We start from the raw sequence: 26,171 nt of genomic DNA, 5'->3' as shown, positions 1-26,171 counted from the left end.
AGAAATGCATGAGCGACGATATATTAAAGGTTGAAAAAGAGGGGCATATCGCCTGGCTGGTGCTCAATAACCCACAAAAGCGCAACACCATGACCCATGCCTTTTTTTACGGCCTGATCGACATATTCAAGGAACTGGACGCAGACCCGGACGTCCGCGTGGTCGTCATTCGGGCCGAAGGCAAATCCTTTACCGCGGGCCTGGATCTTGTGGAAGCGGGCCAGTCCCTGCTGGGAGGATCCGGGGCCGACGACCGGGAGAATCTCCGCGCCCATGTGCTGGAGTTGCAGGAAAGCATGAACGTTATAGAAAAATGCCGCAAGCCGGTCATTGCAGCCGCTCACAGCCACTGCATAGGCGGCGGAATCGATATGCTCAGCGCTTGCGACATACGCATCTGCACCAAGGACGTGACCTTCAGCATCCGGGAAACCCGGATCGCCATTATCGCCGACCTGGGCACGCTCCAGCGCATGCCCACCTTGATCGGCCACGGAAGATTCCGTGAACTGGCGCTTACCGGCCGGGATTTCGGCGCTCAGGAAGCCCTGGACATGGGATTCGTCACCCATGTTTGCGAGGATCAGGACGCTTTGATCGCCAAAGCCAGGGAGCTTGCCGAAGACATCGCAGGTCTGGCGCCGCTGACTGTGCAAGGGGTCAAGGACGTCATTTTACATGGCCGGGACAACGGCGTATATCAAGGCCTGACCTATGTGGCCCAGAAAAACGCGGCCCAGCTTCCCTCTGAGGACGTACTGGAAGCAGTCGCCGCTTTTATGGAAAAGCGCAAGCCCGACTTCAAGGGCAAATAGTACCGCCGCCAATTGGAAGCCATGACAAACAGGCGCAGGGATTTGACTCCCGCGCCTGTTTTTTTGTTTGATTTTTATTAGTATTTTTCCAGCCAAAGTCTTTTTGCTTTTTCAGTCCGCCTCTCCCTCTACCATTCAGACCAGGCGCCTACCAGCCCAATAAATGTTTCTTTTTTTTCCAAAGCCGGAATCCTGTTTTGTCCAAGCGTTGTTTCTCTGTGCGTTTTTCTTCGAAAACCGGTCGCGCATCCCTTGCCCAGACTGTTCAAATAGGCACAAGGTTTGCAAATGATTGCTTCGTCCGTTTGCACAACCTAAAGGAGGCGAAACATGAACGGAAATATGATTAAACGATTGCTATTGGCTGTTGTAATTCTTTTAACCCTCATGGGCATTGGATTGGCCGGGGATCTCAAAACGCGGCTGACCACCCTGGAATGGCCGCCCTACATAAGTCAAAACATTGACGGGCAGGGATATGTTGCGGAAGTGGTGAAAGGGGCTTTCAAAGAGGCGGGATACAGCGACGCCTCCTTTGTATTTTTAGAGTGGACTGAAACGGTTCGTTTGGCTCAGGTTGGTAAAGCGGACGGATACTTTCCCGAGTATTATTCCGCTACCCTGGAAAAGGATTTTGAATTCAGCGACGCCATGCCGGGAGGCGCCCTGGTCCTCGCCAAACTGAAAGAAGTCTCCCTTGCATATACAGGCAAGGTGGAGGAATTGAAGCCCTTCAAACTGGGCGTGGTGGCCGGTTACATCAATACGGAAGAAATTGATTCCGCAGATTACCTTACCAAGGTGGAAGCGGAAAGCGACTCGGTAAACCTGAAAAACCTTTTTTCAAAAAAGGTTGATGTGATTGTCATAGACCAGCTTGTGGCCGACATGCTGCTTAGCGAGGGATTGTTTTCCAAGTTTGCGGGTAAGGTGGAAATCCTCGCCCCGGTTTTGGAAGTCAAACCCTTGTATGTGGCGTTTTCCAAAAGCAGCCCGAATATGCCCGGCGTCAAAGATGATTTCAACAAGGGACTCGCTTCTCTGGCGGCGAGCGGAAAAATGGACGCCATTCTTAAGAAGCACGGTCTGGAAGGCAAGGTTGGCGTTGAATGATTTGTGTGTTTTTCCATAAAGCACGGTTTCTGATAATTCGTAAGTCGTATTCCGGCTGTGTGGAATCGCAGCTTAATCGTGAGGAGAGAGGATGAAAATCAAAAGCATCCAACTGAAAATCGCGTTGTCAAGCGGCCTGTGCATCCTGTTTCTTGTAGGGATTATTGTGGGCTACTTCAGTTACAACATGCAAGTAAACGCCGTCAAGGACCGTGAGGCAGCCGTTCAACGGGGCGCTAAGGATGTTGGGATCACAGGGGATAAGTTCGCTGACACGGTAGAGGGGCAGTTGAGTCAATCTCTTGCCCTGGCCCGTTCATTGGCGCAAATCCTTTCCGGCGTCAAAGACCCTGAAACGCCGTTAAAAATCTATAGGGATGAAATCAACAATATTATCAAAACAACCTTGGTCAACAATTCCCAGCTGCTAGGGGTATACACGGCCTGGGAGCCGGACGCCATGGACGGCCTGGATGATCTGTACGCCGGCACGGAAGGACATGACTCCACGGGAAGATTCATTCCCTACTGGCACAGGACGGAGTCTGGAGACATCGCCTTGGAGCCCTTGGTGGATTATGACAAGGAAGGAGTTGGGGATTATTACCAGTTGCCCAAGAAACTCGGCAGGGAATGCATTTTGGAGCCTTATCTGTACGAAATCGGCGGCAAGCCGGTTCTCCTCACTTCCATGGTCGTGCCAATCATCGTCAATGATGTGTTTTACGGCATCGCAGGCGTGGATATGAAGCTGGATGCATTTCAGGCAATTGTTGATGATGTGGAGCAGCTATACAATGGCGCCGGATGGGTGGCCTTAATCAGCAACCAAGGAACCCTTGCCGGAGTGACTGCCAAGCCGAATCTGCTTGGCAAGCAGATTGCCGCTATCCATGAAGATTGGGAACAGGAGATCAAATACGTCAAAGACGGAATCCGCAATATCGAGATAGATGAAGGAAACATAGCCGGTTTTATTCCCATTCAAATCGGGCGCACGGAAACTCCTTGGTGCGTGAACGTCAATGTGCCCGAAAACGTTGTGACCGCCCAGGCGGACGCAAAGATGGTTATGGACAAGCACACCATCTATAAAGCAGCAGGAATTAGCCTGGGATTGGCGCTTGCGGCCCTGGCCGTCATGTGGTGGGTGTCAGGCCGCATTGCAGGCCCCATCAAGAAGGCGTCTGCTTTGATTGATCGGATATCAGTGGGCGATCTCAGTTCCAAATCTGACATTCAGGGGCATGATGAAGTGGCGGCCATGGGAAACGCAGTAAACCGATTTGTGGACGGTATGCGCGCCTTCCTGGGACTATTGGAGGAAGTGGCCAACGGCGATTTGACGGTTTCCTTCCCGAAACGGGATGAACACGACGACATCAGCCCTGTGGCTCAGAAAATGGTGGATTCGTTACATTCCCTGGCCAGCGAAGTGAATAATGCGTCCGGGCAGGTGCATGCGGGCGCCGGGCAGATTTCTTCGGCCAGTCAATCCCTGTCTCAAGGGGCGACGGAGCAGGCGGCTTCTCTGCAGGAAATTACGGCTTCCATGTCGGAAATCGCCAAGCAGGCCAAAGAAAATGCGGAAAACGCCCGGGAAGCTAACAACATCGCGCATTCCGTGGGTGAATCCGGGGATAAAGGCGCCTCCCAAATGGAGGAAATGGTTGCTTCCATGGCCGGAATTGAACAGGCAAGCAACGAAATTTCAAAAATCATCAAGGTCATTGACGACATCGCCTTTCAGACAAACCTGCTCGCCCTGAACGCCGCCGTGGAAGCCGCCAGGGCGGGAAAGCACGGCAAGGGATTCGCCGTAGTGGCCCAGGAAGTGCGTAACTTGGCTTCCCGCAGCGCCAAAGCTGCGGCCGAGACTTCCGAACTGATTGAAGACTCCATCAGGCGGGTGACTGACGGCTCCCGGGTGGCCTCCGAGACGGAGCAAATCCTGAAAGTCGTGTTGGCCGAAATACAAAAGGTGACCAGCCTGGCGGGGGAAATCGCCGAGGCCTCCAATGATCAGGCTCAGGGCGCGGCCCAGATCAATCAGGCTCTGGGGCAGATTGATTCGGTAACCCAGCTCAACACTGCAAATGCCGAGGAAACCGCATCTTCCGCCCAGGAACTGTCGGCCCAGGCCTCCACCTTAAAATCCCTGATCGGGCGTTTTAAAACAAATTCGCAACGCCGTTCGGGCGATAGAGCGCGCATTTCCGCAGACGATAGCCGCAGCATGCCGGAAGTTCCCATGCTGGACGCGCCTGACGACGCCTGGGGATAAAGGTGTTCGCATGCCCCGGCTTGGCGCTGCAAGTTGCCGCGCCTATCCGGCCTTATTTCATATCCCGCAGCCTCCCTGTACGGGTATGACGGAGAGCGATGATGGCAGGACGGCTCAGGCATGTTTTTTTGCCTGGGCCGCCCCGGGTTGCCGGCTGCGGCTTTGATCGTCTCTGCGGGATATAGCTTCTTTTGAAGCCTTCTTTTTGACGCGATTACTTATGTGTAAGCAACTTAGCGGACAAATTAAAGACCTACTTAAAACAAATAAGGAAAGAATAAGGAAAGAATTGCCAAATCCTTTATCATGTCCTATTTTTATGAAATACAAAAACCTGTAGCCAAGAGGTGAGGACATGACCCAGGAAAACAACAAGGTGAGCAACCTAAGCAAAGTGACCTTATTGCTTGAGGCGGGAACCAGCGAGGAAAATATGGATCTCACCCCGGGCAAGTGCCATTTTGAGTTTATATTCGGCGTGGCTGCGGAGGGCATGACTCCGTTCGAATACCAATTGCTGGACAAGGAAGTTGGCGCTTCCGTTGTTTTACCCTTGCGTCAATCCGAATTGGAAGATACTTTCGGGCACATTGACGTTCCGTTGTTTCGTCAGATCGATGAGGGCGAGTTTTTCCTCAAATCCACCGTGGACAAAGTGGAGAAAGCGCAAGACCGCGAAATCGTCAAAGCCATAGCCATGGCGGGCGGACACGGAGAAGCCTGCGGCTGCGGGTGCGGCTGCGGTGGATAATCGGCCCAAGGCGCACAGCACGCTAAGATTAAACCGGCGGGGCGAACGTCCCGCCTTTTTTGTATCCAAATGAAGAGGGGTGAACCATGAGCGATGACATCAGAATGTCTGTGGAAATGAGAACCGATTACGACTGTGAAGCTACCGGCTTTCCCGCTGAAAGATGGGGCGAAGCGGTGTTTACCATCGCCGAAGAGGAGATCGCCATTGAGGTGAGCGTGGAGGAAAAAATCACCGTGGCCATTATGGCGGGCGAAACGGGCAAGGAAGCCGTCTGGAAAGGCACCTTGGAGGGCTTGAAAAAGCTCCTGACCGGAGAAATCGCCGGGCGATAAGAGCCGTTTATTAAACCAGGTCCGGAAAGTCTTTTTTCCGGGCCGTAAAAAATGCGTAGCCTGCCTGGCAGACAACCATGGCCCCTATCCACGCCAGGAACAGGGCCCCAATACCGGGCGGGCGGCCCCATACCGCGGCGTTGCGAAAAGATTCCGTAATGAAGCACCATGGATTCAGCCAGGCTATAAAACGGTATGGTTCCGGAACGGCCGTGACCGGGTAGAAAATCGGAGTCAGAAAAAAGAGCATCAAAAGCCCGATGTTCACTATGTGGGCGGTGTCCCGCAAATAGACTCCCAGAGCGGCGATGAACCACGCCAGGCCGGTGCACATGAGGATAATCGGCGGATAAATAAGAGCTAACAACAGGACGGTCCCTGGAATGCTTCCTCGTATCAGCCAGGTTCCTGCAAGCAGGATGCAGAGGCTGCAAAGAGACTGGACCAGTACCGCGCCTAAATTGGCCAATGGCAGGATTTCCAGGGGAAAAGCCGTCTTCCGGATGTAGGTGCGGTAGGAAAAGACGGCGTTTGGCGCAGCTTGAAGGGTTTCGGATAAAAAGTTAAACGGAATGAGACCCGCGAAAAGGGCCAGGGCGAACTCGCTGTGGGAGCCTTGGCCTTGGGGCCAGCGCGTTTGCAGGATTACGGAAAACACAAAGGTGTAAATGCCAAGCAAGGCCAGAGGATTTAAAAGGGTCCACAAAAATCCCAGGTGTGAACCTTTGTAGCGGGCCGCCATTTGACGTTTGACCAGGGGCGTCAGCAGCCAGCGGGAGTTCCAAAGGCTTTTCGCCGTCGCCGCGGGATTTAGGCGGGAGGCCGGGCCGCGACTTTCGGCCGTAACAACCGTAATTTTTTCCGCTTGATTCTCCACCCCGTCCCCCTGGTTCCATCTTTCTGATTTCAAAGCCTTTTTATTATATAGACCCAAATGCAGACAGGTGAAAAGCGTCTATGCGCATTTCACCTGTCTTGATTATACCGATACTGCCGTTTTTGCAAACATCTCTGGGTTGGCAATGCCTAAATTGCGGAATCCTGTTTAGATGGATTCTTTCAAGGCCTTGCCGGGTTTGAATTTAACTGCGTTGGAAGCTTTGATTTTGATGGGTTCGCCGGTTTGAGGGTTACGACCCTTGCGAGCTTTTCTGCGCACTTTGGAAAATGTGCCAAAGCCAACCAGAGTCAGTTTGCCGTCCTTTTTCTTAAGAGCCATTTTGACTCCTTCGGTAAAGGACTTGAGGGCCAGGGCCGCCTGGGCTTTCGTGATTTTGGCGTCTTTGGCCATCTTTTCGATCAGTTCGGGCTTCGTCATGTTTCTTCCCCCCTTTCGTAGTAAGAAAACGTGAAGTGGAACTAATGAAATACTGTACCTCTTGTGGAAATTTAGCAAATTTTAAACGCATTCAAAACTAATGTCAATCCCAAAATGCCGAAAAAGCCCGAAATTCGGGCTTTTTTGAATTTTGAACCCTATTAAAAGCCTTAAAACAGGGCTTTGATGAACTCCCTGGCTTCAAATTCCCTTAAATCCTCGGCTTTTTCACCCAATCCGATATACCGAATGGGAACGTCCATGTCGTGGCATATGGAAACCACGATGCCGCCTTTGGCCGTACCGTCCACTTTGGTCAGGACCATGCCCGTCACGCCGATTGCTTCGTGGAACAACTTGGCCTGGCTTACGGCGTTCTGCCCGGTGTTGGCGTCAATGACCAGCCAGGTCTCATGAGGCGATCCCGGCAGGCTTTTGTGGCAGCTCCGGCGGATTTTCTTCAACTCTTCCATTAAGTTGACTTGGGTGTGGAGCCTGCCCGCCGTGTCGATAATCACCACGTCCATGCCCCGGGCTTCGGCGGCTGCCACGCCGTCATAAGCCACCGCCGCTGGATCGGAATTATCCCTGTGACGCACTATCTGTACGCCTGTGCGCTGGGCCCAGATTTCCAACTGCTCCACGGCCGCGGCCCTGAAAGTATCTCCCGCCACCAGCATGACCTTTTTGCCCTGCTTTTTGAAATTGGCGGCCAGCTTGCCGATGGTGGTTGTTTTGCCCACGCCGTTTACGCCCACCACCATGATGACCAGGGGCTTTTTATTGGGAAGCTCCTTGTTTTCATGGACGGGCTTGATCAGGTCCAGCATGGCGTCCGTGAGGGCGGCCCGCAACTCCTTGGAGTTGGTGATCTGTTTTTTGTTCACCTTTTCGGTGATGGGCTCCATCAGATCCATGACCGTATTCACGCCCATGTCTGCGGTGATCAGGGTTTCTTCCAACTCCTCCAGGGAGTCTTCGGTCAACTCGGTTTTTGTAATGAAAAAATCTTCGATGGGAGTGTTGAGGACGTCCCGGGTCTTGGCCAGCTTGTCCTTTAACTTAGCCCCAAAGCCAGCCTCCTGCCTGGAAGAAGCGGGGGGCGCATCCTCCTCGGCCGGAGCGGCCTCTTCAGGCTGGGCTGCGGGCTCCTCCGCTTTGACTTCGGGGGCTTCTTGTTCCGGATTTTTATCTTCGTTCGCCTTTTGGGCTTTTTCCGCCTTATCTTTTTTTTTAAACCAACTCATGCCGCTTCCTGAGCTTTTTCCAGGTTGACCGACACCACTTTGGAGACGCCTTTGTTCTCCATGGTGATTCCGTATAGGATGTCGGCGAATTCCATGGATTTCTTATTATGGGTTACCATTACGATCTGGGATTTTTCCCCGATCAGCTTCAACAGTTCATTAAAACGCGAAACGTTGGCATCGTCAAGAGGCGCGTCAATCTCGTCCATAAGGCAGAAGGAGGCGGGCTTGATCAAAAAGATGGCGAATACAAAGGCAATGGCCGAAAGGGCCTTTTCACCGCCCGAAAGCAGGCTCATGCGGGTGATCTTTTTGCCCTGGGGCCGAATTTCGAATTCCACGCCGGTTTCCAGGGGTTTGTCCGGCTCGGACAGCTTGATTTCCGCAGAGCCTCCATGGAACAAACGCGGAAAAACCAGGGCCAGCTTCTCATTGACCTTCTGGAAGGTCTCCATGAATTTTTTCTGGGTGAAGCGGTTGATTTTGCGGATGACCTTTTCCAGCGACTCGATGGCGTGCATGAGGTCGTCCCGCTGCTGAGTCAGGAATTCGTAACGCTCCTGCAGGGCCTCGTACTCATTGATGGCGCCCAGATGCACGTCTCCCATGCGGCCGATCTTCTGGCGCAGGTCGTCCATTTCCATGGCCGCTTCGTCCGCCAGTTTGGGATCGCTTACGTCGGGCAGGCCCTCGTCGTTCCTGGCCTGAGTCAGAGGACGGCCCAACTTCTCCAGAATGCGGGAGGCCACGGCTTCCTGACGCACCTTGCGCTGGGACTGGGAAAGCTCCAGGTCCCGAACCTTTTCGCGATGGCTTTCCCGTTCGTTCTTGATCCTGGCCTGCATGGCGTCGCTTTCCTTCAGCGAATTCTCGATCTGCTGACGGGAAATTTCCACCTTTTCCAAGGCTTCCTTGGCCTGGGTCAATTCCGTATAAGCGTCCGTAAGCCGGGATTCCAGCTCTTCGATTTTATCCGAAGACTGGCCCGAGGAGGAACGCCGTCTGGCCGCTTCGCGCTCCGTATATTCCAGGCGTTTTTGGTTTTCCTCTTCAAACTCGGCCAACCGGACGTAAGTTTCCTTTTGGTTGTCCAGCCGGGCGGACAGGGCGCTTATTTCCACCCGAAGATCCGTGGTTTTTTCCGAAAAACCGTCCAATTCGGCCTCGGCCTGCTCCACCTGGACGGCCGCCTGCTTGACTGCTTCTTCAGCCTGCTGGACCTCGTTTACAGCCTCGTCCACCAACTCTTTATATTTGGACAACTCTTCTTCCGCGTCGTCTTCTTCGCCCATGAGCTGGTCCTGCTCCGAAATGACGATTTGATGATGCCTGGCGGCCAGCTTGGAGTCTTCTTTAAGGCGCGAGACTTCCTTTTGGGCCTCCATTTCCTCCCGGCCCAGATCCCGCAGGCCTTCCACCATCCTCTGGAGATCCGTTTCCAGCCCTCTGGTTTCCTTCTCCAGGGCTTCCTGGCTCTCCTTGGCCGTCTCCAGTTCCTCCTCCAAAGAAGCGATGGTCTCTTCCAACTGGGTCAACTGCTGCCGTTGGGCCAGGATGCCGGGCCCGGAGTTCTCCTGGCCGCCCCCGACGATTCCCCGGGGAGAAACCAGCACCACGCCGTCCTTGGTGACCACGGTCAGATCATTGTACCCGTTTTTCAATTCCACGGCGGCCTTGGCGTCCTCGGCCACCAGCACGTCGGATAAGAGCGATTTGATCAGATGACCGCATCCGTCGGCGGCCTCCACATGCTGAAGCAGGGAAGAGGCATGATTCAAGGAGCCGGGGGTGAAGCCCGAATCCACCCACGAGACGGGCATAAAGCCGGCCCGGCCTTTTTTGACCTCGGCCAGATGCTCCATGGCGTCCAGGGCGGTTTGCTTGTCCTTGACAATGACGAATTGCAGAGCCTCGCCCAAAGCCGCTTCCACGGCCTCTTCGTAGCCGGGCTCCGGCTTGACCACGTCGGCCAGCACTCCCAGAATCCGGGAGTCATCTTTATTCTTTTCCTGATCCCAGGCGACGACCTCGCGCACGCCTTTCTGGAACCACTCCATGTTGCCTTCCATCCTTTTGAGGGCGCTCAACTGGGACTTGGACCTGCTGCGCTCCATGTCCAGGGTCTGGACTTTTCTCAACTGGTCTCCCAGTTCCGCGCGCTTTTCCTCCAGGGCCTGTTCAATATAAACCAGTTCGCCCTTGACGGATTCGGCTTCCTCCAGGATGCCTTCCAGGTTTTCTTCTGCGTCGGCCAAAGCCCGTTTGGTTTCCTGCTCACGCTGGCCGGCCCGGACCACTTCCTCAGAAAGCTGGCGGAGCCTGCGGGCGATATCCTGCTTGGTGTTGGCCGCGTTCTGGTAGATGTTGCTGTACTTGGCCTCGTTCCCCAGAAGCTGGGTCAGACGGGATTTTTCCTCTTCCAAAGCCGCCTTGTACCGGGCCAGATTCTGCCTGACGCTCGTGACAGCCTGTTCATCGTCCGTCAAAAGGGCCTTTGTCTGCTCCAGGTCCCTGGCCGCTTTTTCCATGTCTTCGCGGCATTGGTTCCTGTCCTGGACGATGCGCTCCTGCTTTTCGCGAAGCCCGGCCAGTTGGGATTCCAGTTCTCCGGCCTCCTGGGCCAAACGGGAGGACTCGGTCTTGGCGTATTGGAGATCCTTCTCCATCCGGTCCACCTGGCGCTGGAGCTCAAAGCACCGGATTTCCTTCTTATTCACATCCTCCGCCATGGAGGCGCGTTCCTGGCGGATTTCCTCCATGGCTGCGTCCAGCTTGCTCAACTGGGTGACGTGGGATATTTCCTGGTCCTTCAACTCCTGGAGCAGCCGGTGGGTTTCGGAAATGCGTTGAGTGTACCGGTCGAATTCCAACGCCGCCAGGGCGATGTCTATTTTTTCAATGCGCTTTTTGTATTCCTTGTACCGTTCCGCCTTTTTGGCCTGACGGCTCAGGGAGGCCATGTTGCGCTCCACTTCCGTGATGATGTCCATGACGCGCAACAGGTTGGTGCGGGTGCTCTTGATTTTGGACTGGGCTTCCTTTTTTCGGGCCTTATACCGGGTGATGCCCGCGGCTTCTTCAATGAAAATCCGCCGTTCGTCCGGTCCGGCTTCGGTGATGGCGCCCAGGTTGCCCTGCTGGATCACCGCATAGGTGCCTGCGCCGATCCCGCTGCCCATGAGCAGGTTCTGAATGTCCTTAAGGCGGCAGGGCTGCTTGTTGATGAAATACCCGCGCTCGCCAGACCTGTACAAGCGGCGGGTCACCATGATTTCGGAAAAGTCGCGATACTCCTCCGGGCAACTGCCGTTATCGTTGGCGAAGGTTATGGAAACCTCGGCCATGTTGACCGGCGGGCGGCTTTTGGAACCCGAAAAAATGACATCCTCCATGGATTTCCCGCGAAGCTGCCTGGCCCGCTGCTCCCCGGTGACCCACTGGATGGCGTCCACGATATTACTCTTGCCGCAGCCGTTGGGCCCCACAACCGCCGACACTCCCCCAGGAAAGGGAATGGTCGTCTTGTCAGGAAAGGACTTGAAACCGCAAAGTTCAAGCTGCTTGAGTTTCATGGAATTTCCACGCTCCTTGAATGGAAACTTGCCGAAATTTCTTCGATGTATTGCAACCGCGGCCGCCTTGCCCCTTTATTTGGGCTCGGCCCCGCAGTTTTTTAGGATGACGCACGGATTTTAAGGACGCTCCCGGCTGACGTTCCCGAGCCCCCTTTGTTTTTGGGACGTTATGGCGCATTTACTATGCAAATGATGTCCTATTTATCAGAGCTTTGCCCCCTTGTAAAGGAAAAAACACAACAGAGGGTATTTTGAAAATATTAACTCTACTATATGTGGTGTTTTGATAAGCCTTAGCAATTGGGCCTGGAATTCCAGTCAAGACAATGGGTTGGACGTGTTATCCATCAAAAAAGGGCGGGCTATGGGGAAAAAATCCGGCAGCCCAAACTTTTCACCAGCTCTATTGACTGTAAGTATAGTGGACGGCTTGCCGTTTCTTGATACTCCGTGCTATATGTTAAAAAAATGTTAAAGTTAGACCATAGGAAGAGAGTTCGAACTGCTGGTTCCCGCTGTTAATGCATAGCAAGGAGAAGGTTCCGCACATGGAGCAAGACCGCTATACTCTGTTGTTCTCCGGCCAGGTCGCCGCTGGCCGTGCGCCCCAGGAAGTTAAAGCCAATCTCGCCAAAATGTTCAAGGCAACCCCGGATCGCATAGAAAAAATGTTTACAGGCAAGCCGGTGATCATAAAGAAAGGCCTGACTTCGGAGCAGGCCATGAAATATCAATTGGCCTTTGAAAAAGCCGGCGCCATTTGCCGTCTTGCCGCAGAGGCCGGGCAGGCCTCCAAACCGCAGGCGCCGGTTAAAGCGGCGCCGCAGCCCTCCGAACCGGCGGCAAGTTCTTCGGCGCCCGCGGTTGGGAAAACGGAGGAGGTGCAGGAAAGCGAGGATGGAGAAGAGGACAGCTCCCCGGAGAAAGAGGAAATTCTCGCCAAGGCCAAAAAGTTGTACATCCTGTTTGACGAAGCCTATGACCGGGCCTTGAAAAAGGACAATGCGGAAAGAAGCGCGAACATCAATGTGGGCATAGGCATTGTGTTTCTGGGGCTTGTGGTCGCGGTCTGGTATTTCACTTCCTTGAAATGGTATTGGGCGCTCCTGATGGTTTTGGCTGTTTTAGCCGTCATGGGGCTTGCCATCGATTCCGCCGGCGCCAAATTCGTCCGCGGCATTCTGGAGCCTGTCATGAAGCAATGGGACGACAAGGCTCTGGTTCTGGCCGCGTTTGAAAGGTGGAAGGAGTACGTGGGCGACTCGCCCATAAAGGACCAGTTCGGCCTGGCGGCCCAGGCCCTGGAAAAGGAAAATCCCCGTTTTAGAAGCAGGCTGGAGGAATACAGAAAGATTCTGGCGCCGAAAAAGAAAAAAAAGCCGGCTCAGGAACAGGCTCTGACCCTGGCGGCGGCCGCACCCGCCGCACCCGCCGCACCCGCCGCTTCCGAAGTTCCAGCCGCCGCCCAGCCTGTCAAATCAGGCGGGAAAGGCTCCTCGCAAGGGCATGAATCTTACAAGTCTTCCCAATCCAAGCCTCGGGAGACGCAAAAAGTCCGGACGCCCCCGGCGCCCCGGCCTCCTCAGGAAGATCCTTTATACAATGAGATACGTCTGCACCTGTCCCAGCTATTGGGCGGGAAAGCGTCCGCGCTTACCATGGATGCGCCGTTGCCCTTGCATGCCAACCCCATGATTGCAAAAACCCAGCTGGAAAGCGTCCTGGAAGGCCTGGAATCCATATATTCCATTGTCCTGCCCTATAACGCCCAAGAGGGAATGTCCACGGTCGGCGACGTGGTCCGGGCCGTTCATGACGAAATGGAAGTGGAAGGAAAGTTGGAGTCCCATGATTCGCCGGTCACCGTGAACAAGCGCGGAGAGCCCGAATACATAAAACCCGAAAAGCCCGGCTGCAGGCATATTATGGGCGGCGTCATCGGCTTTCTGGCGGCGGGAGGCATCGTTGTGCCCCTGGTCCAGGCGGGCGCCAAGGCTATGGGCCTGACCGGAGACTGGCCCTGGATCGTCGCCATGATCGCGGGCGTCACAGCCTGGGGCGCCATCGCCGCCATGATCCGCGGAGAATAGAGACCTGCCGGTTTTTTCAAAGGGGGATTCACTCCTAATCAAGCGTATTACATATTCCCGGAAAAGGGTTGCGCGCCAATGGCCGCCCATGTAATATGGGGGCGACTTATGGTTAATAGGGCAGGATTATGTGGTTTTATGGATGGGCGCCGTGTGATCGGCCATGGCCGGGGAAGGCCGGGGCCTTTGGGGCCGTCTCCTTTCCTGCATGATCTTCAAACAAGCAACCGCTTAATAAATGATGGATAGCGCATGAAACCCTGGTTGATAGTAGGAGGCCTGTTCGCCGCCGGCTTGGTCCTGGCTTATGTTTTGGGAAAAACCATCGTCATCGCCCTTGTAGGAGGCGCTGCGGGCGGCTTGGCCGGCGCTGTGGTCGCATGGTTTTTGCGGGACAAGGATGCTCCCCAGCCCGCTCCGGAGCCCCAGGCGCCGGTTGACCCCACCGTCCCCCTGATGCATGGGCTGGTGGTTTTAAACGTCAATATCCGGGAGCAGGCGATTCCCTCCCAGGCTCTGGAAGCCGTGGAGCGAATCATCGACAAGCTCCGGGACCTCCTGCCTCAAATGAACTCGGAATACAAAGGCAACGACCTGACCTGGGAGGTCAACCGCTCCGCCGAGGACTACCTGTTCCGCATCGTCAAACCTTACATGGCCCTGAATCCTGCAGACCGCCGGGACAAGCTGGACGAGTTTCTCCAAGGCCTGGGCGCCATGGAAACCGCCTTGGATGAAGTCCTGGACGTGGTTCGGAACCACAAGCAGGGCGAGTTCTCGGTCAAGGCCAAGTTTCTGAACGCCCGTTTTGCAAGATAACAGGGAAAATCAGTTTTTTACAGCGACAGTTTTTAACAAGAGGTTGAACCATGGACAACGCCGTCAGAAGAAGGCTGGACTCCCAATTTGCCGCAGCCCGGTCTCTTAATCCCGAAAAGGTCGTCCCCGTTAACGAACGGTACAAATACACCATCGAAGACGTAGGCCTGGGGGACTTCATCCGCCTGAACTCCAAAACCTATGTGGTCAAGGAGATCGGCGTATACAAGGAGACCGGCGAGGATTTTAAAAAGAAAACCGGCGACCTGTGGACCGAACTCAAACTCTTTTGCATTGAGGACGGAGAGTCCATCCATATTGAGTGGGAAAAGGACGACGAGGTGGAAGCCTTTGTCACGGAAAAGACTTTGGACTTCACCCAGATCAAGGACGACCGGGGCGACGATTTGGACGAAGACGACCTGGATGACTTGGCCGAAGAGGAAGATACAATTTTCTACGGGAAGACCCCCTTTGAGTACGACGACGATTACGCCGCTTTGTATGAACGGGAAGGCAAATCCCCGGAAAAAGTATATTTTTACGACTTTGTCTCCCGGGATAAGAAAATGATCACCATCGAGGAATGGGGATCGGGCGGCGGCCGGGAGGAGTACCAGCTGTTCCTCAGCCGTGAGATCAACCCCGATTCCATAGAGCTTGTGGCTAAATCCTGATGCAAACGGACCAATCCCCATACGTCGATATGTCCGCCTCGGACCTGCGGCTGACCTTGCTGGCCGATCCCGTGGACCCCGCCTGCTTCCACGTGCTGGAGGCCGAAAGGCTTGAAGCCAACGGCCTGGAGCTGGAGGCCCGAATCATCGGCGCCAGCCACTGGATTACTTTTCGTACGCCCCAAAATTGCGTGCACGAGTTGTTTTCGTGCCATGATGCCGCAAACGGAAAGGTTTTAGGCCAGTACGGCCCATTAAAAGCGCCGTTCGGCCCCGTGGAATCGCTTGTGATGGATGAAATGGAGTACTCCTTTCAATACAGGATCGCAAGCCTTAAGGCTTTGGACCCGGATGCCCGGGAAATCCGGGAATCCGCGCTTCAGGCTGCGGACAGGGACCGGCAAACGGGCCTGATCCATGATTTTCCGGCGCAAGACGGACTTCCCGCCCCCCAGACCATTGTCTGGGCCTGCCTGGACAAAGGATTGCTGAAACTGGCCACCATCCATTCCTATCCCAACGAAGACGCCCTGGTTATTACGCGCACCAGGATCATTACCAAGTTAGACGGGAGGGCGCCCCAATCATGAAATTGAAGGCCTTATTTATAATACTTTTGGCGCTATCTTTGTCCATGGCCGGTTGCGGCCTGCCCAAGGACTTGAAACAAGAGGCGGGGGCCCAGGATCAACGGATCAACGATCTGGCCATGAAGATCACGGAAAAAAGGAACAGTCTGGAGCGGTTTGCCAAATCCGATGAATACGAAAAATTCGCCAAGTATGCGGAGCGGGAGAATTGGGAAGGCATGTTGGACGAAGCTCAGCACATGCTGAACAAGGGCAGGACCGACTATGACCAGAAGGTAACGCCTTTGTTGGAGGCGAATAAAAAGGATCAGGCGCCGGATTTGATACGGGCTTTGGGGAACGTTCGCGGCCAGCTTCGCAAAACCGACCAGGCAAGCGAAAGAGTGGAGAAACGCATCGCCTTTTTAAGGGACGTCATGTCCGAGCCTGAGCCCATGGTGGAAAAGGCGGAGCAGGATTTTAGCGCCTTGACCAAGCAAACGGAGGCTACATCCCAGGTTCTGGAAAAGGCCAAGGCCGATTATCCTGATAAAATCCAGGACATAGACGCCAAGTTCGCCCCGGTTCTTGACCTTAAGCAGGAAAGCGCCCAGGCTTTGGACAAAGCCCACGCCCAATTGGAGATGCACAAATCTTCGGAAAATGCTGACTATGCCGTTCTGGGGGATTCGTGCACCCTGATTGAAAAGGATAACGAAACCGTTAAGGCTGACTGCGCGGCCCTGAAAAAACGCAGCGCCGAGCTTTATAAAAGCTACTCCAAAGTGTTGGAGGACATGCGGGTGGATTATTTTGTCGCCATAGGCCGCACATCCTGGGACAACAACGCGGAGTACGACCGGGACAATGATTATACCTATCCTTCCAAGCAAGTGGACGCGGAATCTTATGAAATTTTGGCGAGTCTGCCGGAAAACACGGTCCTGGCCAGGTATCGGGGGAATTTCTATTCCTCCGTGGATAACCGGGTTTGGAAATCCCTGAATTTTAATCCCACTCAGGACATGTCCGCCTGGGACGATGAAGCCGAGTTCTGGATTAGCGACATGGACGCCAAATTCTATCATAAGTATCTGATCATAGAAGGCGCCAATCAAAGAAAGACCGACTGGATTGAGGTGGACGAAGACGTCTTTGACAAGTACGAGGACGCCCTGGGCATGACCATCATGTCCAAGCCCTACGGCATGTACGAGGACGAAGCCCTGACCGAACCCATGCCGCCCGGCATGGAGTACGTGGGCAATTCCAAATACGGTGAATGGCGGCAGGACTCCGGCGGCCGGTCCTTTTGGCATTGGTACGGCCAGTACGCCTTTTTCAGGATGCTCATGGGGAACAGGTATTATTATCGCGGAGACTATGACCACTGGTACAGGGATTACCGCGGCAGAAGGCCCTATTACGGCAGGGGAGCCGACACCTGGGGAACATACTCCAGCCACGGGCGCACAACATACTCCAATTCCCATTACGGACGCAGCGGCGGTTTTTCCAGGTCCACCCCCACGGTCAGGGGAAGCGGACCGGCCTCACGGGGCGGCGGCCCCGGAACCAGGGGAAAATAAAGACAGTTCACGGGCGTTGTTTTAAACGCAACGTTTTATCAGGAGGCATAACGGCATGATGCAGGAACTTATATTGACAGGGCATGGATTTGTTTACGCCGTAATTGTTATGGTCTACGTAGTGATCGCCAAAAAAATCATGGATTGGCGCACCAAAGACATGGACGACGACTATGAAATCGAAGAAAAAAGCAACCCGGCCGTGGGCTTGCAGCGGGCCGGGCTGTATCTGGGCATCGCCCTGGGCATGAGCGGCGCTTTGACGGGCGGCTCCATGGGGTTCGTCAAGGACGTGATAACCCTGGCCTGGGAAGGCGCCCTGATTGTGGTCCTGCTTTTCATAGCCCGCGAGGTTTGCGACCGGGTCATTTTAAGCGGCATAGACAACGACGCCGAAGCGGCCAACGGAAACGCGGCCGTGGGATTTGCCGAACTGGGCGTGTACGTCGCTTCCGGGCTGGTTCTCGCCGGCGCCTTTGCAGGGGAGGGCGGGGGGGTATTAAGCGCTTTGGTTTTTTTCGCCCTGGGGCAGTTGGTGCTTTTTATCCTGTATTTCGTCTATGAAAAAGCCACGCCCTTCAACATTCGGGAAGAAATAAAAAACGGCAACGCCGCCGCCGGGCTCAACGCCGCCGGCATGATGGTCGCCCTGGGAGTCATACTCCGTTCCAGCATAGCAGGCCCGGCCATGGGGTGGAGCCGGGATCTTTCCGCCTTTGGAGTCAGCGCCGGAGCAGGGCTTGTTATGCTCTTTATCTTCCGGTGGGTGATTGACTGGCTGCTGCTGCCCAACACGGACTACGAAACGGAAATCAAACGGGATCAAAACATGGCGGCCATCGCCCTTACGGAAGGGGTGCTGCTTTCCGTGGCCATCATCATCGCCGCCGTGCTTTAAAATCATCATGAGCCTATCAAATACAAAAGGGGGCGATTCCGCGGGCAAAAAACATCCCCGGTTCGCCTCCTTTTTGCTTGGATTCAGTATGTTCGCCACCGGGGCGTGCGGGCTCGTTTTCGAGTACATCCTCAGCACGGTTTCCACATACATCCTGGGCAACTCCATAGAGCAGTTCAGCATCACCATCGCCCTCATGCTCCTGATGATGGGCGTGGCCGGTTACGTCCAGAAATTCATGTCCGACCGCTATCTGATCGAAAAATTCATATTCCTGGAGACCTTCCTGGCTTTATTGGGCGGTTACGCGCCCATCGCCATATACGCCTCGTTCGGATTCGTCCCGGATCACTTCATGGTTATCAATTATTTTTTCGTCATGGCCATCGGGTTTCTCATTGGCTTTGAAATCCCCCTGGTCCTGCGGATAAACGAAAAATACTCCGAAACGCTGGGGACCAATATCGCCGGGGTGGTGGGGCCGGATTACATAGGCTCTTTTGCGGGCGCCATAGTCTGGACCTTTTTCCTGCTAAAAACCTTTCCTTTGACGGAAATCAGCTTTCTGGTGGGCGGAACCAACTTTTTTATCGCGGCGATCACCTTCATGTATTTTATGAAGTTTGGATTGGTAAAGTACCGGGTTGTTTGCGTAATTTTGATTGTGGTCTCCGCCGCGCTTCTGGCTTTCGGATACAATAATAACCGGGATTGGAATCTGAACCTGGAGCAAAAGCTCTACGACAGCAAAATCGTTTTTTCCAAAACCACCAAGTACCAAAGACTGGTGTTGACCTACGACGCCCCCTTGAACGACTACCGGTTTTTCATCAACGGCAACCTCCAGTTTTCCAGCGTGGATGAAGCCATTTACCACGAGCACCTGGTGCATCCGGCCTTCGCCCTGGTTCAAAACCCGGAGCGGGTGCTTATCCTGGGAGGAGGGGACGGCCTGGCTTTGCGGGAAGTCCTAAAACACCCCCAAGTGCAAAATGTTCTGCTGGTGGACCTGGACCCGGACATGGTGAAGGTGTGCTCCACCAATCCCATCCTGACCCGGCTGAACAACCATGCCTTTGAGGGCGCCAAGGTTATCGCCAAGGCGTCGGATGCGGTTTCCGGAGTCGGCTGGACCCGCGTCTTTCAGGATACGGGCAAGGTGCGTCCCAGCGGAGAGCCGGAGACTCAAAGGATCGCCTCGGTGGAAATCATGAACGTGGACGCGGACCGGTTTCTGGATCAGGCGCCCGGCCAATGGGACATTGTGATCATTGACTTTCCCGATCCGTCTTCCGTGGAGTTGGCCAAACTTTATTCCCGGGAGTTTTACCGAAAATTGGCCAGTGCCGCAGCGCCGGGCGCCATGGTGGTGGTCCAGGCGACGTCCCCGTATCACGCCAGGGAATCCTATTTATGCATTCGCCGCACTTTGGAATCCGCCGGCTGGAGAACCCTTCCGTATCATGACAATGTGCCGTCCTTTGGAGATTGGGGATGGATCATGGCGTGGAAAAACAGGGACGAGGGCGAAATCCGAAAGAGAATCGCCGCCACTGAAACCTTTGGGGTGGATACGGCTTATCTGACCCCGGACGCGTTCCGTGCGGCCCTTTCATTTGGCAAAGGCTCGCTTGCAACCAGCGAAACCAGAATTAACACCCTTATGGAGCCCGCGCTGCTAACCTATTACCTGGACGAAAGCTGGAAGGCGGAATAGGAGGTTCACATGGACGTGACTATGTTCTTTATGCTTCTGGGGATGGTTGTTGCGCTTGGCGCCCTCATTTGGTTCCTTGTCAGCGTGTTCATGGCCGATTCCATGCACGGGCTGCTGACCGTGCTTTTTCCCATCTTCGTCATTTATGTCTTGATGGAGCATTGGGATAAGGTGAAGCGACCCTTCTTTTTTATGGCCATGGTTTTTACGCTCATAATTTGCATTGCTTCCGTCGCTTGGTATCAAGACGCAGACAATTGCCGGGCCGATCCTTCCGAGGTTTCCGTAGCCCGGCTTACCCAGGGTGATCTTCCTTTAAACCGAAACATATTAATTTCGGATCATTACCGGTTTTATTCGGAATGCTATTATGATTATTATGAAGATCTGGAAACCGGGGAAATTGAAGTAGACTGCATCTACTACCAAGTGCTGGCGCTGGATGAGGCCACGGGGGAGCCGCTGCCGCCAAAAATCGGCGCCCGTCTTATCTTTGGCAAAACCGATATCTATACGAGCCTGGAGGATTTACCCGACGACGGCGTTTACGACAGCCTGCAGGGGATTTTTTCGTTTTCGGACCCGGATACCAGGGAGCTTGTGCTTGAGGACTTTGACAGCATCCACCCAAGTGCGGTTTTGATCATCGATCAGGGGGCCTGGCCTCTCCCCAGGACGCGTTTCATCTATTCATCCCTTATTGCTGGATGCTTGTCCCTGCTTTTTCTGGGGCTGTTTGGCCATTCGGTTTACGCCTACTTTAAATTGAAAAAACGGAAAAAAGCGTATTATGAGAGTATGGCGCCGCCGCCTTTGCCCCCTGCTTCTCCGCCGCTTTCTTCCGGACCGCCGCCCCCTCCGCCCAACATGGAATAACGGAGGAGAATGAGATGCCAGGCCGGGACATGGCGGCGGCCTCTTGTCATCAGCCTCCGGGCAGAGTTTTTTCCGAAAAGATAAGCTGGTCCTCCAGGTAGGGCGGAGGCGGCTGATCTTCCAGGGAGCGCCCGGCTTTCTTGTGAATTTTGCTTCGGGCGGATTCCATGATTTTTTCGATCTCGGACCACCGTTTGGACACGGGATTCATGCGGGAGTTCAATTGCCGGTTAAGCCGGTAGGTCTGCTTGAGGGCTTCCTGCACCCTTTCGAAATACAGATCCCGATCTGCGCCGAGGCTGGCGTTATAGCCGATAATCACGTTTTCCAAAGCCTGGTTTATTGCAAAGGACTCTCCGGCCATGGCGCCCAGGTCTTCCACCACGCGTGGAACGGCGTCATAGCACTTGATGGCCAAGGCTTCGGCCTTGGCCAGTTCGTTGATCAGGATATCCTCCAGGTCCTGCTTGGAAAATTCAAAATTCTCCGAAGAGGGCGTGGGGGAGGGCATGTCCCAAGGCTGGGCGTTTTCCTCCGACTCGGCCTCTTCCTTGTCCCGGCGGGTTTTAATCTTGGCCGAGTGGATTTCCTTGAGCGGCGAGGCCGTGGACACCAAAGGCGAGAACGGGTCCGGGCTGTTTATATCAGCCACGCATTTAAAATACTCTGACCAGGGATAGTCTTCCCCATGCTTGGTGTCCGTGATTCCCACGGTATGGACGCCTGAGTCCATAAAGTCCGGATATTTCAATGATAAATACTTGATCTTGTTGTAATAAGCGTTCTGGCGCAGGGAAGCAGGCGGGGCGATCCGTTTAGGCTGGCCGCTTCCGAACACCGGATGCATCCAGTGGGGCGAACTGGTTTTGCCGTTGATGGTTTCCACTTCCGTGGCGAAGATGTCGTGCACGGGAAACTGCTCCTGCACCACCTGAAGCAAGGCACGAGGGGACGCGCTGCTTACGATGATTTTTAAGTTTGGAAACGAATCCCTCAGCCATTGGATGTCTTCCGGCTCTATGACCTGACGGTCCGCATGCCGCTTCCACAGGCTTCTGACCAGCTTGTGCACGTCCTCCGCCGGAACGCCCGCCATTTGATGCATAAGGCTCAGGCGCATGAGGGCCAGCATCCGATCCATGGCGTGGGGCCCCAGAGTCTGGCGGATGGTCTTCCTCACCGGCGAGGCTTTCCATCCCACCCGGGCCAGGGAATAATACAAAACTCCGGGCAACAGCCATCTTTTGGCCCCTTTTTTGGCGTACCGGCTTTGGGCGGCCTGATCCTTCCAATTCAAGACGATGGAGCCAAGACGGTTTTTATCGTCCATGGATTCCATATAATCCAGGCCGTAAGCCTGATAGGCGCATAACTCAAATCCCAGCATGACGCCGGGGTTGAGCCCTTTGTGGAAGGTGCCGTCCAGGTCCAAAACAAGATATTTTGTCTCGGGCCTGACCAAACGGCCGCACAATTCCCTGAAATCCAAAGGAGCGCCGTAGATCTTGTATTTATCCACGGTTTTAACGTGCCGTCCCTGGTTGTCCCGGTGCATGCCGGGAAAGCGCCCTTCAAGATGTTTTATTTCAGATAGCATGGCCTTGTCCGCGTCTTTTGGTTGGGTGCGAAAGTCCGATCCGTTTGAGAACACTATAAGCAAAAACCTTGCCGAAATTATACTTTACCAAACAAGATCTTTCCTGAAAAGCCCCAGGCCCATCCTGACAAATGTTTTACACTTCAGCTTTTACTTTATTTTTAAGATTAAAGGCCTGCCTTGGGCGTATTCACCCAAAGCAGGCCTATACATCACGATCAATCGTACGACCTCAATCTTTCAACAAAGGCGGTATGTCATTGGACTTACCCCGCGTTCATCATCCCCCTTTTTGCATGTTGCGGAATTCCTGCAAATGGGCCAGCAGTTCGTCCAGAATCTCCTGGGAATACAATTCGCCTGCAAGCTCGTCCCACAGGGGGACGGTTTTTTCCTTTAGGAGTTCCATTTCTTCCTTGCAGGGCTGGGCGTTCTTAATGCCCCGGCTCATGATGGCTTTCAGGTATCGTTCCGATTCCTTCCGGGAGTGCTCGCAAAAGGTTTGGGAGAGTGGAACCCGCATTTCCGCCACCTTTTTTACGTGCTCTTGAGGAACCTGTTCCCAGGCGTCCTCGGTCACCACCACAAAGGCCGGAGTGTAACGGATTTTTGCGGAGTTGACGTATTCGAACGAGTTGTACAACTGGGTGGCGGCAACCCAAATGGAAGGAGCAATGAGCGCTTCTCCCGCCCCGGACCGGACCGTGGAGGGTATTTCCGCCACGTCAATGGGGATGGGGCTGGCGCCCAGTTTTTCCAGGACCTTGCCTTCCAGGTTGCCATACCAGGTGATGAACCGGACCTTGCTGAAGTTCTCACAAAGATCCATGGGATATTTGCTGGAATAAATCTGGTCGAAGTCCTGATCCAGCCATTGGAGCACTTTAAATCCGGACTCTTCCCGCACGACAGCATCAAAGGTATCGATCATCTTCGTTTTAACGTAATCGATTTCCTCGTAGTTGTTGAACATGAAGGGCAGGCCCAGAACAGCGATTTCGTCGGAAAGTTCAAAGGTGCCCTGGCCTGAAAGCCCTGCGCCCTGCAACTGATTGATGCGCATTTTTTTCAGGATCTGCTTATCGTCTCCCATGACCCCGCCCCAGTAGATCTTCAGGTACAGGTCGCCTTTGGTCTGGGCTTCGATTTCAGGCAGCAGAATTTCTTCGAACAGTTGGGAATATCCGATTCCCTTGGGCGCCATGGTGGCGGTTTTCCAGATGACTTTTGCGGAGTCCTTGTCGCCGTAATCCTTGGCAAGGCCCGCAACGGGTGCAAGCAAGATTAGACAAAGAAAAGCAATACAGATGCGCTTCCACATTTTAAACATAATTCCCCCCCTTGGTTTTGCGTCTATTGTGGTTGGCGATATTTTTTGCGGCTTGATTTTAAGTGCTGGTTGAACTTCTCCTTTCCTAAGGCCTAAACATTTCCATTTGATGCGAAACCTTGACTTCCAGGCTTTTTGCTTTGGTTATTTCAGGCCCGGGCTCTTCCCCGTCGATCTGGAAGAAGGTTTCTCCGTTCAGGCTGATTTTCAGCCAGTCGGTGGATATTTGGTACACCATGGGCGATAGTTCGTCCAGAGGCATTTTAAAAAACCGCGTTAAATGCATAGCCCACCAATGGCGAATGTCCTTGATGACAGTCACCTCGAACTTTCCGTCCGAGAGATCCGCCCTGGAGGACACCTTGGCGCCGCCGGCGTAAATGGCGGAATTGGTCACCAGAATCCCGTGCAGGCCCACGGGAGCGTTCACGCAGGTCTCCCTGCCGCTGGAGTTTCTGTATCTGATTTCAAAGGCGAACGGGATTGTGTACGCCAGGTTGCGCAGGCTGAACCCCGTATACAAAAGCTTGTTGATGCCGATGCGCAGCCCGGCTACCGACCTGGGAGTCCTGGGGCGGAAGTGATTGAAGGTGTTGGATATTTTCGCATCGTTGCCGATTCCCAAATAGCTGGAAAACAAGTGCTCGCCGTTCACATGGAGCACGTCCACCATCTTGGTGTTTCCGGCCAAAAACATGTTGATCATGCCGGGAACGCCCCAGTGCTTAAGCACTTCCAGCACCCCCAGGGACCTGGCGAAATCATTCCCCACCCCAAAAGGGATGACGCCTATCTTCGGCGGATTGGGCGTTTGCGCCGCAGCCTGAACCAGGGCGCCGAAGGTGCCGTCGCCGCCGGCGCCGATCACGGCCTCGTAATGGGGCGCCAAAGCCTTTGCCTGGCCTGCTATGTCTTTTTCCGTAAAAACAATATCGTACTGGGAATAGGGGACGCGGCCCTTTAAAGCATGGGCGATCCGGGAGGCCACAATGGTCCCCGGGCTGCTGCCTGATATCGGATTGACTAAAAACAGAAACTTTTTCATTTACCGATGAACCGGGTAGAAAGCCGATAGAAATATCGCAGTCTGTTAAGAATGAATTCAAATAGTTGATTACTAATTCCTAACAGAATTGTCAGCGGTTTGCAAGCGTTCAAAACATGCGTAATAATTTTTTGCTCCCCCATTGCGGGAAACGCTATGTTAGGTTATTCTACAAAGAAAAAAAGGAGGCGCAAAGCATGGAATCGACCCAATGGAATCCCGGCAGTCTGCTTCAACTATCCGGCTATTATTGGAAAACCTGCACCTTGCACGCCGGCGTTAAGCTGGGGGTGTTTTCCTTTTTAGGAGATAAATTCCTGTCCGCGCCCGAGCTTGCTTCCATAATGGACGCGGACCCCAGAGCCCTTGAAGTGCTTTTGAACGCCCTGGCGGGCCTTAACCTGCTTACAAAGACCGGGGCGGACTTCGCCAATACGGACGCGGCGAAAAAATTCCTGTGCAAGGACTCCCCTCAATATGTCGGCTTTATGATCATGCACCATCAGCAATTGGTGGACTCCTTCAACAAGATTCCCGAGGCCGTCAAATCCGGCAAGCCCGTCCGCGGCCGGGCCTCATTACAGGACGAGGAAACCCGCAAAAACTTCCTCATGGGCATGTTCAACAACGCCATGGCCATCGCCCCCAATGTCGCAAAAATTCTGGATCTTAAGGGGAGAAAGCTCCTCCTGGACCTGGGCGGAGGCCCGGGAACCTATGCCATTCATTTTTGCAAGGAAAATCCCGAGCTCAAAGGCATTGTCTTCGACCTGCCCGCCACGGAGCCCTTTTTGCGTCAGACCGTGGAGCGATTCGGCCTAACCGGCAGGATCGGCTTCGCTCCCGGCAGCTACCTGGAAAACGACATCCCCCAGGGGTTCGATGCGGCATGGCTTTCCCATATCCTTCACGGAGAAGGACCGGAGGCCTGCCAGGATATCGTGACGAAAACCGCCCAAGCCGCAAATTCGGGCGCCGTGGTGTGGATTCACGAATTCATCCTGGACGATACGATGGACGGGCCCCTGTTCCCCACCTTGTTCTCCATCAACATGCTTTTAGGCACGGAAGAGGGCAGGGCGTACTCCCAGGGGCAGCTCATGGATATGATGCGAAACGCGGGAATGAAAGACATTAAAAGGCTGGATTTCAAGGGGCCCACCGATTCCGGGATTATCCAGGGTGTGGTTCCCTGACCGGCGTCAAAGAAAAATGGGGTCACCCATTAGAGGCGGAGGTCAAGAAAAAACACTCTACCTGTGGCAACGAAACTCTGTTTTCTTGCCCTCCGGAGTTGCATAACCGCCCGGACTCTTGATTCGCCTGGGATGTATCCGTTCTTATGTGTCAGCGGTTTTGCTGCTGCACCAGTCACCCATCGGGTTCTGGACGGAAAAAACCCGGCCCTTGATCCAAAAACCGATAGAGCTCCTCGGGCCGCCGACCCGGCGGCGCGGCGAGAATGGGGCTTGCCCTTCCTGCGTCGGAGCCGCGCCTGCCGGGGCAGGCGGCCGGGCGCTCGGTTT

Annotated in this window: 21 protein-coding genes; 14 read left to right on the top strand and 7 right to left on the bottom strand. The window is 54.3% G+C overall.

The window, feature by feature from the left end:
- Positions 1–8 precede the first annotated feature (8 nt).
- From BUE18_RS17895 to BUE18_RS17875, 5 genes are all read left to right on the top strand, one after another.
- Positions 9–815 (top strand): crotonase/enoyl-CoA hydratase family protein, encoded by an 807-nt coding sequence (locus tag BUE18_RS17895; RefSeq protein ID WP_028314210.1) that lies wholly within the window; start codon positions 9–11, stop codon positions 813–815.
- A 330-nt stretch (positions 816–1,145) separates the two neighbouring features.
- Complete coding sequence (locus tag BUE18_RS17890; RefSeq protein WP_073477556.1) at positions 1,146–1,928, top strand: substrate-binding periplasmic protein; 783 nt, start codon at positions 1,146–1,148, stop codon at positions 1,926–1,928.
- A gap of 91 nt (positions 1,929–2,019) precedes the next feature.
- The gene (locus BUE18_RS28005; protein ID WP_073477555.1) at positions 2,020–4,212 is read left to right on the top strand and encodes a methyl-accepting chemotaxis protein; all 2,193 of its coding nucleotides are present in this window, start codon (positions 2,020–2,022) and stop codon (positions 4,210–4,212) included.
- Positions 4,213–4,567: 355 nt separating this feature from the next.
- Positions 4,568–4,963: a hypothetical protein gene (locus tag BUE18_RS17880; protein ID WP_073477554.1), complete on the top strand. Its 396-nt coding sequence runs from the start codon at positions 4,568–4,570 to the stop codon at positions 4,961–4,963.
- Between the two features lie 86 nt (positions 4,964–5,049).
- Positions 5,050–5,298, top strand: coding sequence for a hypothetical protein (locus BUE18_RS17875; protein ID WP_012609925.1), 249 nt, complete (start codon positions 5,050–5,052; stop codon positions 5,296–5,298).
- A 10-nt stretch (positions 5,299–5,308) separates the two neighbouring features.
- Here the strand turns inward: BUE18_RS17875 and BUE18_RS17870 are convergent, their stop codons facing one another.
- The 4 genes from BUE18_RS17870 to smc all read right to left on the bottom strand — a co-directional run bounded on the left by BUE18_RS17870 (position 5,309) and on the right by smc (position 11,435).
- Positions 5,309–6,175 carry an ABC transporter permease gene (locus BUE18_RS17870; protein ID WP_083611121.1) on the bottom strand — a complete coding sequence of 289 codons (867 nt, stop codon included), beginning with the start codon at positions 6,173–6,175 and terminating at the stop codon, positions 5,309–5,311.
- 168 nt (positions 6,176–6,343) lie between these two features.
- Complete coding sequence (locus BUE18_RS17865; RefSeq protein WP_073477553.1) at positions 6,344–6,616, bottom strand: HU family DNA-binding protein; 273 nt, start codon at positions 6,614–6,616, stop codon at positions 6,344–6,346.
- 170 nt (positions 6,617–6,786) lie between these two features.
- Positions 6,787–7,863, bottom strand: a complete 1,077-nt coding sequence (gene ftsY / locus BUE18_RS17860; RefSeq protein ID WP_073477552.1) for a signal recognition particle-docking protein FtsY — start codon at positions 7,861–7,863, stop codon at positions 6,787–6,789.
- A complete protein-coding gene (gene smc, locus BUE18_RS17855) occupies positions 7,860–11,435 on the bottom strand; it encodes a chromosome segregation protein SMC (RefSeq protein WP_073477551.1) in 3,576 nt (1,191 codons plus the stop codon). Before smc ends, ftsY begins: the two co-directional genes overlap by 4 nt.
- A 551-nt stretch (positions 11,436–11,986) precedes the next feature.
- Here smc and BUE18_RS17850 point away from each other — a divergent pair.
- The 8 genes from BUE18_RS17850 to BUE18_RS17815 all read left to right on the top strand — a co-directional run bounded on the left by BUE18_RS17850 (position 11,987) and on the right by BUE18_RS17815 (position 20,673).
- Entirely contained in the window at positions 11,987–13,528 is a 1,542-nt protein-coding gene (locus tag BUE18_RS17850; protein WP_073477550.1) for a hypothetical protein, read from the top strand.
- A 252-nt stretch (positions 13,529–13,780) separates the two neighbouring features.
- Entirely contained in the window at positions 13,781–14,347 is a 567-nt protein-coding gene (locus BUE18_RS17845; protein ID WP_073477549.1) for a hypothetical protein, read from the top strand.
- 50 nt (positions 14,348–14,397) lie between these two features.
- Complete coding sequence (locus tag BUE18_RS17840) at positions 14,398–15,024, top strand: DUF4178 domain-containing protein (protein ID WP_073477548.1); 627 nt, start codon at positions 14,398–14,400, stop codon at positions 15,022–15,024.
- Positions 15,024–15,614: a DUF2617 family protein gene (locus tag BUE18_RS17835; protein ID WP_073477547.1), complete on the top strand. Its 591-nt coding sequence runs from the start codon at positions 15,024–15,026 to the stop codon at positions 15,612–15,614. Before BUE18_RS17840 ends, BUE18_RS17835 begins: the two co-directional genes overlap by 1 nt.
- A complete protein-coding gene (locus BUE18_RS17830) occupies positions 15,611–17,182 on the top strand; it encodes a coiled-coil domain-containing protein (protein WP_073477546.1) in 1,572 nt (523 codons plus the stop codon). The genes BUE18_RS17835 and BUE18_RS17830 overlap by 4 nt, the downstream gene beginning before the upstream one ends.
- A gap of 55 nt (positions 17,183–17,237) precedes the next feature.
- Complete coding sequence (locus BUE18_RS17825) at positions 17,238–18,080, top strand: DUF350 domain-containing protein (protein ID WP_073477545.1); 843 nt, start codon at positions 17,238–17,240, stop codon at positions 18,078–18,080.
- A gap of 7 nt (positions 18,081–18,087) precedes the next feature.
- A complete protein-coding gene (locus BUE18_RS17820; RefSeq protein ID WP_073477544.1) occupies positions 18,088–19,797 on the top strand; it encodes a polyamine aminopropyltransferase in 1,710 nt (569 codons plus the stop codon).
- A 9-nt stretch (positions 19,798–19,806) separates the two neighbouring features.
- Positions 19,807–20,673, top strand: coding sequence for a hypothetical protein (locus BUE18_RS17815; protein ID WP_073477543.1), 867 nt, complete (start codon positions 19,807–19,809; stop codon positions 20,671–20,673).
- 49 nt (positions 20,674–20,722) lie between these two features.
- Here the strand turns inward: BUE18_RS17815 and BUE18_RS17810 are convergent, their stop codons facing one another.
- The 3 genes from BUE18_RS17810 to BUE18_RS17800 all read right to left on the bottom strand — a co-directional run bounded on the left by BUE18_RS17810 (position 20,723) and on the right by BUE18_RS17800 (position 24,645).
- On the bottom strand, positions 20,723–22,270 hold the full coding sequence (locus BUE18_RS17810; RefSeq protein ID WP_073477542.1) for an HAD family hydrolase: 1,548 nt from the start codon (positions 22,268–22,270) through the stop codon (positions 20,723–20,725).
- Between the two features lie 280 nt (positions 22,271–22,550).
- On the bottom strand, positions 22,551–23,600 hold the full coding sequence (locus BUE18_RS17805) for a TRAP transporter substrate-binding protein (RefSeq protein ID WP_073477541.1): 1,050 nt from the start codon (positions 23,598–23,600) through the stop codon (positions 22,551–22,553).
- Between the two features lie 85 nt (positions 23,601–23,685).
- Positions 23,686–24,645, bottom strand: coding sequence for a diacylglycerol/lipid kinase family protein (locus BUE18_RS17800; RefSeq protein ID WP_073477540.1), 960 nt, complete (start codon positions 24,643–24,645; stop codon positions 23,686–23,688).
- Positions 24,646–24,842: 197 nt separating this feature from the next.
- Here BUE18_RS17800 and BUE18_RS17795 point away from each other — a divergent pair, with 197 nt between their 5' ends.
- Positions 24,843–25,841, top strand: coding sequence for a methyltransferase (locus tag BUE18_RS17795; protein WP_073477539.1), 999 nt, complete (start codon positions 24,843–24,845; stop codon positions 25,839–25,841).
- Positions 25,842–26,171 lie beyond the last annotated feature (330 nt).

Origin of the sequence: Desulfatibacillum alkenivorans DSM 16219, assembly GCF_900142135.1 — a bacterium.
GTDB classification, from domain to species: Bacteria; Desulfobacterota; Desulfobacteria; order Desulfobacterales; family Desulfatibacillaceae; genus Desulfatibacillum; species Desulfatibacillum alkenivorans.
The sequence above is the reverse complement of the archived record's forward strand: the minus strand, read 5'-3'. Positions and strand labels throughout refer to the sequence as shown.